This window comes from Halalkalicoccus tibetensis, from assembly GCF_037996645.1.
Lineage (GTDB): Archaea > Halobacteriota > Halobacteria > Halobacteriales > Halalkalicoccaceae > Halalkalicoccus > Halalkalicoccus tibetensis.
Map to the genome: position 1 here is coordinate 564,722 of NZ_JBBMXV010000003.1, position 12,869 is coordinate 577,590.

Sequence of the window (12,869 nt, forward strand, 5' to 3'; positions counted from 1 at the left end):
TTGTGTTCGACGAGCACGGGGACTATCATCCTAAGATAATGGTAATGTGCTTCGCGCAGGCTTGCGTAGACGGCTTAGGCAGCTTTGAAGACATCGTTCCCTGGTAAATGCATGTGTTTGATGCAGACCCGCGCGCTTGATCGAGGTTCGACAGGCGAAAAATCGATTCGGGCCAACGAGCTTTGGGATTGTTGCTAGAGATTGATGTTGCTATTCCACGCTCGATACGCACAGATAGTGGGAATTGAAACCAATTGGTAGCTATACGGATAAACAGCAGAGCCCGATCATTCTGTATAGCGTCCGTAGTCCGGTCAGGATAACGTTTTACATGGGATTCAGTCAGTTATCTCGGATCTTGATGTCTTGGAAGAGCACGCGCTTGAAGCACTGATCCTCAGGGCCGAACTAGATAGGGATATGGTCAAACAGTACGCAACACAGGAGGAATCGATGCTGATAGCAGAGCCACCCTATATATTAGAAATTCATCAAGTAGTACTTTCGCCACGTGGGTCAGTCACCAACTGTACTTCGTATGCATCTGGATGGACTCGTTCTAAATGTCCATGCTCTAATAGTCGCCCAACTCTGCTACTTATCCATTGTCGGCTTACGTCTTTAATTTCCTCACTATAGAGATGACGTAATAGATTTGGAGTGGCCCATTCGTGTTTAGAGAGGAACTCTAGGATCCAGCGGTCCATCTCGTTGAGATCATCGTCTGTTAACGCCATACTCGATTGGTTGTGGATTACTATACACCCCCGTAAGACTATCGTCATCCCAGCCTTAATTTACTTCTGACTATCTACTTCCGAGATAGACATCCGTAAACTATATCTTTCTGGTCTTCATAACACGTGGACAAGAAGCGCGTGATGCCATAGCAAAATTATGGCCGCGTGGTAGGACACGCGACCGCGCTTCTGGCTACCAGAAGCAATGAAGATTAATCACTCAACCCCAGAAAACAGTATCGCCTTAACAACTAGTCTGCAGTACATCACCGGCCCCCATTGGGAACCGCCAACAATCCCCAACGCCACTACGTACTGGCGCTGCAGTTCTTGCGGTCGCGAATCCATCCGTGAACGGGATCTCCATCGAACCACGTTCCATGCCCCGAGCTGCGAGGTCCAGGAATGCTGATCACTGCGCCTGCCGAGCAGTTCCTCGCTGGCTACCAGCTTCGAGAAGAGCGCTGTAGCTACTGCAAAACCGCCCTCCAGGAGGGCCATTCAGTCAGTGCCTATGCGGTTCAGTATGCAGGCGACGATGTTTGGTCGATCCCACGGGTCTACTGTCGCGACTGCCAATCGACCATTACTGAGCCCACACTCGGCGCAACCGAACTACTGGCCACGGGATACCTTGGCTGTACGATGGATGTCGCAACCCAACAGAGTACACTGACGCTTCTCGGCATCGAACAGATCATGAAGAGTCCAGCGGAGGAGGGCCATGCAACACTTTAAGGACCGTGAGGCGACTGAGGCCCGCCTTGATCGAATCGAGCGCGAGATGCTTCGATCCGACTCCCTCGAGATGGCAGCCGTCCGTCGCTTACTCCATGGCCTGAGTGAAACGAATGGCGAGGCTGACCCTGTTGCAAAGGTCGACGCGATCGTCGAGCGCATCGAGACTCTCGAGACCGAAGTCAGTTCCTTGCGCGCCCAACTGCGTGCCCAGCGTACCTCTCAAAAGGCCACCAAGAAGGAGCGTGCGAAACGACTGGCACGCAACGAAGTGCTTCGTCAGATCGATCGTGGGACGAATCCGATCGGTGAGGGTGGGGCCGTCGACGTCCCGACAATGATCACGATGGGATACGGGCTAGGTGCCGAGTTCACTCACAAGACCGTCGGCGATGCGTTCGAAGCCCTAGCGACTGAGTGGGACGCATTCGAGCTCCAGGCTGGCAGCGGCACGAAGGAAGGGGCGAACAAACGGCTGGTCGCAACGAACAACGCGATCCCTGAGGTGCTCTGGCAGGCCTACGACAGCGAGACCAATATGGAAGCGACTCGGGAGGACACTGTCGCTGAAAGTAGCGACCGAAATAACGGGGGCGACTGAGATGGCAGCATTCGAGCCAGTCGTCCCACCGCCTCCCTCCTAGTCCACTGCCACCGACGCACTACGTATTGTAATTAATATGGCAGTAGCGGTGGGTCTACCGCCTCGCACCGCATCGCATGTCGTGTGCGAGGCGAGAGCCACCCTGCTCCTCGCTACTTTCACTGAAAGTGAGTCCGGATCCTTTTCTTGGCTTATGCGATATCGACATTCCGTGGCAAGCCTCCTGATACGTACTCGGGCTCTTGAACCCGCTAACTGTCTTTCCTCTATCGGTGTGCTGAGTAAGTCAGGTTGTACTGGGGACGTTTGATACGATTATTGGAGCGAACGTTACGATCCGCTACTCTGGAAGAGTGCCAGTATCCTCATACACCCCTGGATAACTCTGCTTCCCCATCCATCGGAGATATAAAAGAACAAATGATATTAGCAAAAGGCAGGAACTCTTCGCCGTCGTATAAATACGATCCACTGGGAAATATTTTTTAGTATCTGTATCAGAAGATATATATGTGCAGACGATATAGTTGTGGAAGAGTTACCAATTTAAGGTGATGAGAAATGATTACGAATGGACAAGTATATACGGCCCCATGATAATAGCTTGGATAGAATTCGCTGATACACATGTCAAACTATAGCTTGGTGATTGGACTCATACGCTGGATCTCGTCCGTTAGCGGGTCAGCGTTGGGCCAATGCCTGAAATACCACGGAGGTCGATTCGATGTACCGTGATCATTCGATCGGTGTGATCGTCCCTGCTTACAACGAGGAGGGGTTCGTCGGAGATGTCATTCATTCGATGCCCGGATTCGTCGACCGCATCTATGCGATCGACGATTGCTCGACCGACGGGACATGGGATGAAATCGAAGAGGCTGCCCAGGAAGATGCCGAAAGAGGGTCCGACGTCTCGGCTGAGATCGGCGAGGTCGGCACAGTCGCGACTGACGGCGGGTCAGTAGGAGCTCTGAGTCAGCGTGCAACAGTTCATAGTTCGGTCGGGCGTGTCGTTCCGATTCAACACCACGAGAATCGTGGTGCAGGTGGAGCGATCAAAACGGGATATCTCGCAGCGCTTCAAGACAAAACTGACATCACGGTGACCGTCGACGGCGACGGGCAGATGGATATGAGCCAGATGTCGAAGCTGCTCGACCCGATCGTCGAGGGTGACGCTGACTACGCGAAGGGCAACCGTCTCCTGTATAAGGAGTATCGGAGTAATATGCCCAAATGGCGTTTCTTCGGGAACTCGATCCTGACGTTCCTGACGAAGATCGCGAGTGGCTACTGGAAGACGATGGACCCACAGAACGGATACACCGCCATTTCCCATCGCGCGCTCGACAACGCTGGAGTCGAGAAGATGTACGAGTACTACGGCTACTGTAATGATCTCCTGGTGAAGCTGAACGCCAAAGGGATGCGCGTGGCTGACGTCGCGATGCCGGCCGTCTACGGGGAAGAAGAGAGTTCGATCGCCTATCCGGAGTATATTCGGAAGGTCTCGGGGATGCTCTTGAAGAACTTCCTCTGGAGACTGAAAACCAGATATCTCGTGTTGGACTTCCATCCGCTGGCGTTGTTCTACTACTTCGGCGCAGCGACAGTCCTATTTGGACTCGTCGGCGGTGGCTGGTCGGTCTATGCAGGTCTATTCGGCTCCGAGTCGTTCTTCGTTCGAGCGTCGCTAAGCATGATGATCTTCATGATGGGCAGTATGTTCCTCATGTTTGCGATGATGTTCGATATGCAGGCGAACGAGAGTCGAGAGATACAGGTCCATGAGTAAGGGAACTTCTCCGGAGACGCTCGACATCCTCCGTCTCACGAACAGCCTTTATCCCGATAAGATGGGTGGGATTCCCCTCCATACTCACCAGATGTCGAAATATCAGGCCAATCTTGGTCACAACGTTACGGTAGCGACCAGCGACAACGGAGATCGGGAACTACCAGCCAAAGAAGAGCGAGCAGGGTACACCATCAGACGGTATCGAGAGCTAGTGAGACCCTTAGATAACAGTATCCCACCGAAAATAGTGCCTGATCTCTGGAACGAGATCGAGAACTACGATATCGTTCATGCTCACTCCCATCTATATTTCTCTACCAATATCAGCTCCTTCATCTCTACTATCAAAGACACTCCACTCGTCATAACCAATCACGGTTTGTTCTCCCAAACTGCTCCCGACTGGATACAATCCGTGTTTCTGCCGCTGGTTGCACGCCCCACTCTCAACTCGTCCGATCTCATATTCAGCTATACGGAGAAGTCACGTGAGATGTTACGAGAGCGTGACATACAAACTCCAGTTGAGATCATTCATAACGGAATCGACTGTGACTACTTCAACCCTGACGTGAAGGAGCAGAACGAGAACCAGATCCTGTTCGTTGGACGGTTCAAGAAGGGAAAGGGGGTCGATTATCTCTGCGATGCCCTTCCAGCTATTGTTGCTGAGTACCCGGATGCAACCGTGAAATTAGCAGGCGGTGGATCACTTCGCGACGAATTCCGTCAACAGTGCCGAAAGGCAGGAATCGCGGACAACGTGGAATTCCTCGGAAAAGTGCCTAACGACGAGATGCCCGCTCTATATAACGAGAGTTCCCTGTTGGTGTCTCCGACTCTTACTGAAGCAGCCATCCCTCGAGTCGTCATGGAAGCATGGGCATGCAAGACCCCTGTCGTTATGACAGACATTCCAGAAGCCGATTCAGACGTGGTGCGCAAAGCGGGACTGGAGGTTCCCATGGAATCCTCCGATGCTATCGCAGAAAACGTGATTCGCCTTCTGGATGATGATAGCCTGAGAAAAAAGCTCGGAGAACAGGGCCGCGACCTCGTAACGGAGAAATACTCCTGGCAGGAGACCGTCGAACGGACTACAGAATCGTACCACGACGTTCTCGAAACCTGCAACTGAATCGGCGGATTACCGGCTAGAGATAGCCGAGGTCTTCTAACCGTTGTTCGGTTCGTGAGCCGACGTTACGGTCTTCGCTCTCAGATTTTTCTTCCACGTTTTTGATCGGCTCTGGCATCTGGTCACGCAGTTCAGTAACGACATCCTCGTGGTCTTCTCTCACATCGTGTCGTTCGTCAGGATCGGTTTGAAGATCGTAAAGGAGCTCCGAACCATCCGACCCGATGATCAGCTTCCAGTCTTGAGTCCGTATCGATGCCAGGGATCGGTCGTGTGCCCGGACTCTCTCCGAAAGATTGCCGAACCGGTCCTCCAACGTTTCCATGGCTGGCTGTGGCGTCAGATACTCCCCTAGTGTATACCCCGATCCTTCTTCTGTAGCGATGTTTCGATCAGACTGAGTCGCATCCAGAGAGGTTTCAATATTACATAGATCAAGCAGGGTGGGATAGAGATCGCGTAGCTCGACCGACTGCTCGTATTCGCTCCCGGGGTCAAACGCCTCAGGGTATCGGATTATCAGTGGAACATGTAGAAGCGTATCGTGAAGGCTATACTGGTGATCCATCAGATCATGATCTCCGATATTTTCTCCGTGGTCTCCAGTGATCACGAGAATCGTATCATCGAGAATCCCGACTTCATCGAGTTTTTCATAGACGCTTTCGATCCGACTATCAAGATACCTGAGCTCGGCAGCATAGAGCGTCTTGAGATCATCGAAATCCCGGTCTGTTAACTCAAGATCACCTGCGAAGTGATCCCATGCGTCCTGCGGAACGGACCGCATTCTCTCGGTATCTGCCTCGCTCCCGTTGATCTGTTTGATCGCGTTCTCCGGTGGGTCATAGGGGAGATGCGGCTCGAGATAGTTCAGAAACGCAAAGAACGATTGAGAGTTATCACGCGATTGTAACCAGCGAAAGAGGCGCTTGTTGGTAAGCCACGCACCGCTGTCGTAGCGCTTCCGAACGAAGAGCGCGAATAGGGAGTTTATGATCGTTTTTGGTGCATCGATTCGAAGCAACTCGTCTGCGATCGCACGCACTTGATCAGCCCTCGTATCCTGCTCTTTCGAGATTTGTCCGATATCAGCACCACCATCGACGAGCTGCCAACCCTTCTGGAAGGATTGGAACCCTCGATCGAATCCGAACTCTGGGCTGATCCAGATGTTATTCGATATCGCGCGGGTTTCGTAGTTCTCTTGTGCGAATACCTCTGCTAACGGCGATACATCCGGGTTGAACTGAGTCGAGCCAGCGTGAGTGTTGTGATGGGACGAGTACTGACCTGTGAAGATCGATGCGTGCGACGGTAGTGACCATGGGGCCGTGGTAAAGGCATTCTCAAAGGTCGCTCCCTCGTCCGCGATAGATGCGACCGTTGGCATTACTTCCTCGTTGAGGGCTATATTTGCCCGAGAGGTATCCATTACAATGAATAGTACGTTGGGACCGTCCATATCTTGAATTTATTATCAAATACTATAAATCTTGTCTGTTGCGATATTTCCTATAACCATTAGGAGGGGCTGTGGTACGTGGATACTGCTCCGTTATCGTATACAGTGTGGTACTCCTGGGGGAGTTCATTACTTGGCTCCCATGTCAAGCGCCATCTATCTTCTAAACCGAGGTACACATCTACGTTATGGCGATAAACAACAACCCCATGTTCTGTAGGCTCTATTTCGGCATTATATAATGGATCTTCAGTCGTTCGTGATGTCCTTTCAAAATTGCCACAACTAGTGAATGCTGCATATTCTTGATCAACATAGACTTCCTCCTCATTGTACGTACACATCGTCTCGGCACTTTGGACCTCCGGCTCATCTAAGTAGTAACGGGGTGTATTGGGATAGTCAGCAGCTGCTGATGCTACAAAGACCTGAGAGACAACTAATAGAACTAACAAGGCGAAAATTATGTGTGAATACGAGTGAGCAGTATCTACCTCATAACGTGAGTATACTACGTGGAGTAATCCAACAATTAACGCTATAAATATCGGTTCACCCAAGAGCAGAGGCCGTGTTGGGTTCATTGCTCCAACGGCAACCTGTCCAAAAGCAATCAAAATAACGCATATTGAGGCAGAAGATAATATTATATGTATTTTACTTCGATGCTTAGTGTCTCTCTCAAATAAGTAGATTGCTGCCCATCCTGCTCCACTAGCTAATAAGAGTATTATGGCATGAATTCGCTCAAAATAGAGCGCATATTCAATGGGATACTGATAGAGTTCTGCCAGCAAGCCAGGCCGAGCAGGTACCGCAGCTGTTGGTTCTACTGTTGTAGTTGTGCCAGATGGTTCTGTAAGACCGATCACAAATTCGTTGACTCTCAGGACTATTTGATCAAGCAACAATCTAGCGTATAACCATTGTGCAACCGTTATTGCTGAAATAAGTATCAATATTCCAAACACTTGATTCACTGGATTTACCTGGTCAACTTGATTCCAAGCAAGTCGATCCGTATAATGTAGTATTAGAAGAATACCGCCAACTGCTACTATGATAGGCAACGGAAGTTTATGCGTAAATGCAATAGAAATGACCAGTAATATGAGGAGTGCATAAAATCGCTTTGTGGCCGATCGAATATGCCACCCAAGAACTAATAGAAACAGCCACCAAAAGATGGACGCGTGTGTTTGTGCGATAGGCCAATATGTACGCCTCACTGCTTCAGTCGTTACAACTCCGAGAATTCCGGCTAGTGCCAGCAAACGTATGTTTTCTACACCGATGAGTCTAGTCATCAAAACAGCGACTAGTGGTGCTATAATTCCTATAATAATAGCGTATATCTTGAGACTTTCTGATGGCTCAATACCCAAAAGAATAGAAGCTATTGCCCCAAGAAGATAATGTAACGGAGCATCGGCATAAAATCCAGAACTGATCGCCTCAGTAGTTCCTGCCTCAATTAGATCTTCTATCCAAATGATATTCGAATTAGGATCATCACCAATAGCAGATGCTGGTATCTCCATAGAGACGAGTCTAAACCCAACTGAAAGGAGAATCGCACTACCAAGAATTGAGTAGAGGTCCTTTATATAATTCGTAGCAATTATCAGAGTAACAGCACCTAAAAAGAAAAATATGAGTAAACCAGGATAGATTTGTCCTGTTTGATGGCTTGAAAGGACCATACCAGTAATACCTAGCAATGCAACTGAGACCAGAAATCGGGGATCAGATAGAACTTTTTCTGAATTCATTTTATCTCATTATTTAACAGACCAGATAGCTGTTCGGTAGCGCTTTGCCGAGTATATTGCTGACGCATTTTTTGGGTGCCTAATGTTTTTGGGCCGTTGTTTACGAAGAATTTGAGTATAGATTCTATCTCATCTATATTCTCATGACTGGTCCGAAATGCAAACTCAAATGGCTTGAGGATTTGATCGAGTTCACCGCCTTTGGGTCCCAACGCAAGTATGGGTGTATCACACGCAATATAGTCAAATGTTTTCTGTGGAACATGTGTCGGATCGTCTTTTCTAGTTACCACTAATCCTACATCGGAGTTATATATCTCTTTGACAATCTCCTCAAAATCTGCATACCCTCTCATGGTGATTGTATCTGATAAATCCAACTCTCTTGATCTATTATAAAACTTTCTAGTAAGTTCATTTTCTTCATTACCATAATGAATTAATCTTATATCAACATCATTATTAAGTCGATGATATGCCTGTAAGAATCCTTCCATGTTATCTCTGAACTTGCCTGGATAAATGAGGTTTATATCAGCCTCTTTTTCTGATTTACTATAATCAATGTCGTAGTCATCTGGATCATACCCATTTGGTATAGATACAAACTTATCAGAATATTCAGGATATTCCTTTTGATATTGATCCTTCATCTCTCTTGTTGCTGTAGTTATTTTACTAGATTTTCTAATAGATATGTATTCCATCGCACGATTAAAATATGACCAGGGCGGATTTGATACAGATTTGCTACTATTAAATATACTTTTGCTTATATACCATGGATCTCTGAGATCAAAAATATATGGGATTTCAAGACGGTCTGAAAGTAAAGATACAGCAGGCAAGGTATAGAATGGTGGGGCTGTATGAAAAATAATATCTATGTCATTCTCTCTTACAATCTGGGGTAGGCATTTTAAAAGAGGAGGAATCCGGCGGAGGTCCCCTAGTGATTTATTTAGAGATGGCGCTAATACGTCAACATAGAATCTCTTCTTAGGAATATTTGCGATAGATGAGTACTGTGTCTCATCAATATCTGATGGTAGTAGCTGATTTTGCCTTTTTTGAGGGAGAGAAATGACATAAGGATCCCATCCATAGTTTGGAAGATATTTAACAAATTTTGCTGCTCGAAATGCACCTATTCCTCCCCCTGGCGGGAAATAACGGGTGATAATAAGTACGTTCTTTCTCATTGAATCAACAGAGATACTCGATTCACATCAATATTTCTATAGTAGGATAGTATAGGGGAAAACTGAATTTGATCGGCAGTTATATTATACACACTACCTCTATACCTCATTAAGAGCTATGGTAAGTGTCTCAGTTATTGTCCCTTGTTATAATTCAGAAGGAACACTATCTGAATGCTTAGAATCTCTTGTTAATCAATCATATGATGATATCAATCAGATAATCGTCGTTGATAACGGATCTACTGATAATTCGAAGACCATAGCAAATAGTTACCCAGTCAATACCTTCGATTATACTGCAATTCAGGGGTCATATGCCGCTAGAAATTTCGGGATAAAGCAAACAAACTCAGAATTGATTGCTTTTACCGATGCGGATTGTACTCCTCATCATGACTGGATCGCCCAGCTCGTTTCGTGTTATCAGTCTTCATCTGCTGATTTGGTCGGAGGAAGCGTTGATTTTAACTTTTCAACTAATTCTACCTTTGAGATTCATGACGCAACAACTAGTATGAATAACAAGAGACTCGTTAAAGAACGTGGTTCTAGTGTAACTGCTAATCTCTTAGTGCGTGCGTCGATATTCGAAGATATTGGGCTGTTTCCAGCAGATTTGAGATCCGGTGGAGATGTAAAATGGACCCGATCTGCCGTAAGAAGTGGATACGAGATCACTTATTGTGAAACTGCTACTATAAAACATCCTACAAGAAACAGCATCGAACTCTTTAAAAAATACTATCGCCTTGGCTATGGCGAAGGACAAAAAATTAAAAATAGTGGTAATATAACTATATTGAAAAGAATCTCTATTTCTCTTCTGCCCCGACCATTTAGCTATATTAGAAGAGACCTCAATTTTAATAATATGTCAGCAAGCAGACTTACTCTTCTCCAACTATTTTTTGTAGGATGGATCTGCAGAATGATTCAGGGATATGGAAAAATAAATGGAATCAAGTCTAAAGTTGAAAGCAATTAAAATATATAACATAACATACGGGTAATTGAATGCTGTCCGTTTTCAATGGAATTATGGTGGCTGGATACGAGTAGCTTCTTATGAAGCGAAAACACAAGAGAGTAACTCGTAATATTTCTCTCATAGCTTCTGTAGAGACAGAACTCCTTTCGGAATTGACTTTCCCTACCTGTCGTGATTCATATTCTTCTAATGATCGCGATAGCATCGCAATCATTGGAGGGGAGTTATTTAATAAAGGGGCGCAGGCAATGACGTTCACAGTAGTTGATCAACTGTCTGAGCGTTTTCCCGAGAAAGATATTTATCTACTTTCTCGCCGCGATTACGAACGGCCGCCTGAGGAGAAGTCTCAGTACACCTTTGATATCTTGCCTTGGGGTCTGGAAGTCTATCTAGCTCTTTTCTCATCTACCCTAGACTATCTGAACACAACTGATTATTCCAGGAGGATAATAGATGATGTTCGTGAATTACTTCTTGATTGTTCATTTATTATTGATATTAATGGCTACGCTCTATCATCCCAACAGGGATTTGATCTTTCATTTGAATATATAAATAACATAGTACTTGCTAGGAAATTCGATATCCCCATGTATATTTTCCCTCAATCGATCGGACCATTTGACTATTCACAGTCTCAGAAATTACTACTCAATCCTCTTCTCCGTACATATCTTACTTATCCAGAACTCATCTGCCCACGAGAATCAGAAGGTATCAAATCACTGACTCCCTATACACGGAACAATGTTCAACACGAATTTGATATCGTGCTCCAGAATCAAGATTATAACTTGAAAAACATCTTTACTACTGCACCGGATCTAAAACAAAAGGATATTAGATCTGACGCTGTTGGTATCGTACCAAATTCGAAAGTTTTTGAGCGCGCAGATCCTGAAGAACTCTACTTACTCTATGATGCGGTAATTGAGATGTTACTCAAGGAGAATCAAACAATCTACCTTCTTCGTCATTCGGTTGAAGATTTAGACCTCTGTGAGAACATCAAAAAGCGTTTTTCGGATGAAGATCACGTCGTACTGATTGGAGAGGAACTGAATGCTATTGAACTTGAATATATTATTGATCAGTTTGACTTCATGATTGGATCTCGCTATCATTCACTTATCCATGCATACAAAAATGCGACTCCTGTACTTGCTATTGGATGGGCAACGAAATATCAGGAGCTTCTTAGCGAGTTTGAACAATCCCAATACTTTTTCGAAGGAAGAAATGAAGTAAATACTGAAGACTTTCTAAAAAGTGTCTCGGAGATGGTCAATAATTATGAAAGAGAATCGATTAGTATAGGAAAGAAGCGTAATAAAATAACAAACGATGATTTATTTGATGATATAATACATAGTTAACTATTTTATACACTAAAAGGATTTGTATTAGTTTATGATTCTTATGTTTCTTTAAATCTATCCAAAGTCGGATTTTACATGGATGTCAACATATAAAATATTTCTAAAATATAATTAGATAATATTGGCATCATCTATAAATGCTGGTATTGGAAAGTTTTATATTCGAATATGAGGGAGTTTAAGAATGTGATGAGTAAAATCTCCAAGGCGTACAAAATATGGAAAGAGGGTGATTCTGGAGAATTGATTGATCGGACATGGCATCAGGTTTCTAAAGATGTACTTCCTCCCGTTCATTCTGCTAAAAGACGAGTATACCAGCGAATAAGGAGCAAGCCAAGCACTTCAAAAGGTAAGACACTCTACCCTATAGAGGACTCAGAACCAAATTGGATCTCTCACGACGAAAATTGGAAAAAAGTAGTTCACCGATTCAAGCACCGTGAAGCCTTACAGAAAGGACGGTCAATCTCAGTCTCGGATGAGCCACAAGATCTGTCCGGTCAAGTATCCTGGGAGAGCCAGGATTCACTCTCAGTGAATGTACCGGCAACTAAATCAGATCGATGGGTATGGCTTAGCCTTAATCCAGACGAACATCTATGGCAGAATTTTCGCTGGGAGTTTGACATAGCCCGTGAAAGCGCTTTCCGAGAGTTGCAGTTTGGCTTCAGATATAATGGATTTTATAATCGTCACCGATTCCAGCATGAATACGGAAAGCTTCGGTACGAAAAAGTTAAGAATGGTGTATTCTATAAACATTTCCAAACTGAGCCGTTTGAGATGGAGATCGGGAAAAAGTACCATTTTACGATTGAAGCAGTCGGTAATTGGTTCACACTCAATGTAGATGGTGAAACCATTATTGAGGAATTCGACTTTGAAGGAGATTTTCCTTACGGATCATGTGCAATTATATTGTGGGACAAGGGTGATGATACTCCTATACAAGCTAATATTAGTAATATGGAGGTTACAGAGCTAATAATATAATATTATAATTTAATTTATAGAAATAATGAAATTTGAACAT

At 45.4% G+C, this 12,869-nt stretch carries 10 protein-coding genes; 7 read left to right on the forward strand and 3 right to left on the reverse strand.

The window, feature by feature from the left end:
- Nucleotides 1–1,145 precede the first annotated feature (1,145 nt).
- The 4 genes from WOA58_RS11350 to WOA58_RS11365 all read left to right on the forward strand — a co-directional run bounded on the left by WOA58_RS11350 (nucleotide 1,146) and on the right by WOA58_RS11365 (nucleotide 5,021).
- The gene (locus WOA58_RS11350) at nucleotides 1,146–1,478 is read left to right on the forward strand and encodes a hypothetical protein (RefSeq protein ID WP_340604322.1); all 333 of its coding nucleotides are present in this window, start codon (nucleotides 1,146–1,148) and stop codon (nucleotides 1,476–1,478) included.
- Entirely contained in the window at nucleotides 1,465–2,079 is a 615-nt protein-coding gene (locus WOA58_RS11355; protein WP_340604323.1) for a hypothetical protein, read from the forward strand. Before WOA58_RS11350 ends, WOA58_RS11355 begins: the two co-directional genes overlap by 14 nt.
- A gap of 730 nt (nucleotides 2,080–2,809) precedes the next feature.
- Entirely contained in the window at nucleotides 2,810–3,880 is a 1,071-nt protein-coding gene (locus tag WOA58_RS11360; protein WP_340604324.1) for a glycosyltransferase family 2 protein, read from the forward strand.
- On the forward strand, nucleotides 3,873–5,021 hold the full coding sequence (locus WOA58_RS11365) for a glycosyltransferase family 4 protein (RefSeq protein WP_340604325.1): 1,149 nt from the start codon (nucleotides 3,873–3,875) through the stop codon (nucleotides 5,019–5,021). Before WOA58_RS11360 ends, WOA58_RS11365 begins: the two co-directional genes overlap by 8 nt.
- Nucleotides 5,022–5,037: 16 nt before the next feature.
- Here the strand turns inward: WOA58_RS11365 and WOA58_RS11370 are convergent, their stop codons facing one another.
- Genes WOA58_RS11370 through WOA58_RS11380 form a run of 3 tightly spaced genes read right to left on the reverse strand, consistent with a single transcriptional unit; the run spans nucleotide 5,038 to nucleotide 9,460 of the window.
- Nucleotides 5,038–6,486, reverse strand: a complete 1,449-nt coding sequence (locus tag WOA58_RS11370; RefSeq protein ID WP_340604326.1) for a sulfatase — start codon at nucleotides 6,484–6,486, stop codon at nucleotides 5,038–5,040.
- Between the two features lie 59 nt (nucleotides 6,487–6,545).
- Nucleotides 6,546–8,258: a hypothetical protein gene (locus WOA58_RS11375; protein ID WP_340604327.1), complete on the reverse strand. Its 1,713-nt coding sequence runs from the start codon at nucleotides 8,256–8,258 to the stop codon at nucleotides 6,546–6,548.
- Nucleotides 8,255–9,460 (reverse strand): glycosyltransferase, encoded by a 1,206-nt coding sequence (locus WOA58_RS11380; RefSeq protein ID WP_340604328.1) that lies wholly within the window; start codon nucleotides 9,458–9,460, stop codon nucleotides 8,255–8,257. Before WOA58_RS11380 ends, WOA58_RS11375 begins: the two co-directional genes overlap by 4 nt.
- 118 nt (nucleotides 9,461–9,578) lie before the next feature.
- On the opposite strand from WOA58_RS11380, the gene WOA58_RS11385 reads away from it, so the two are divergent.
- From WOA58_RS11385 to WOA58_RS11395, 3 genes are all read left to right on the forward strand, one after another.
- On the forward strand, nucleotides 9,579–10,448 hold the full coding sequence (locus WOA58_RS11385) for a glycosyltransferase family 2 protein (protein ID WP_340604329.1): 870 nt from the start codon (nucleotides 9,579–9,581) through the stop codon (nucleotides 10,446–10,448).
- A gap of 80 nt (nucleotides 10,449–10,528) precedes the next feature.
- The gene (locus WOA58_RS11390; RefSeq protein WP_340604330.1) at nucleotides 10,529–11,830 is read left to right on the forward strand and encodes a polysaccharide pyruvyl transferase family protein; all 1,302 of its coding nucleotides are present in this window, start codon (nucleotides 10,529–10,531) and stop codon (nucleotides 11,828–11,830) included.
- 192 nt (nucleotides 11,831–12,022) lie between these two features.
- Entirely contained in the window at nucleotides 12,023–12,829 is an 807-nt protein-coding gene (locus WOA58_RS11395) for a hypothetical protein (RefSeq protein WP_340604331.1), read from the forward strand.
- The last annotated feature ends 40 nt before the right edge of the window (nucleotides 12,830–12,869 follow it).

What these genes read in the sequence shown, in the direction of transcription:
- WOA58_RS11365 (WP_340604325.1), top strand. Translation starts at nt 3,873, where the DNA reads ATGAGTAAGGGAACTTCTCCGGAGACGCTCGACATCCTCCGTCTCACG.
- WOA58_RS11355 (WP_340604323.1), top strand. Translation starts at nt 1,465, where the DNA reads ATGCAACACTTTAAGGACCGTGAGGCGACTGAGGCCCGCCTTGATCGA.
- WOA58_RS11390 (WP_340604330.1), top strand. Translation starts at nt 10,529, where the DNA reads ATGAAGCGAAAACACAAGAGAGTAACTCGTAATATTTCTCTCATAGCT.
- WOA58_RS11375 (WP_340604327.1), bottom strand. Translation starts at nt 8,258, where the DNA reads ATGAATTCAGAAAAAGTTCTATCTGATCCCCGATTTCTGGTCTCAGTT.
- WOA58_RS11380 (WP_340604328.1), bottom strand. Translation starts at nt 9,460, where the DNA reads ATGAGAAAGAACGTACTTATTATCACCCGTTATTTCCCGCCAGGGGGA.
- WOA58_RS11395 (WP_340604331.1), top strand. Translation starts at nt 12,023, where the DNA reads ATGAGTAAAATCTCCAAGGCGTACAAAATATGGAAAGAGGGTGATTCT.
- WOA58_RS11350 (WP_340604322.1), top strand. Translation starts at nt 1,146, where the DNA reads ATGCTGATCACTGCGCCTGCCGAGCAGTTCCTCGCTGGCTACCAGCTT.
- WOA58_RS11370 (WP_340604326.1), bottom strand. Translation starts at nt 6,486, where the DNA reads ATGGACGGTCCCAACGTACTATTCATTGTAATGGATACCTCTCGGGCA.
- WOA58_RS11360 (WP_340604324.1), top strand. Translation starts at nt 2,810, where the DNA reads ATGTACCGTGATCATTCGATCGGTGTGATCGTCCCTGCTTACAACGAG.
- WOA58_RS11385 (WP_340604329.1), top strand. Translation starts at nt 9,579, where the DNA reads ATGGTAAGTGTCTCAGTTATTGTCCCTTGTTATAATTCAGAAGGAACA.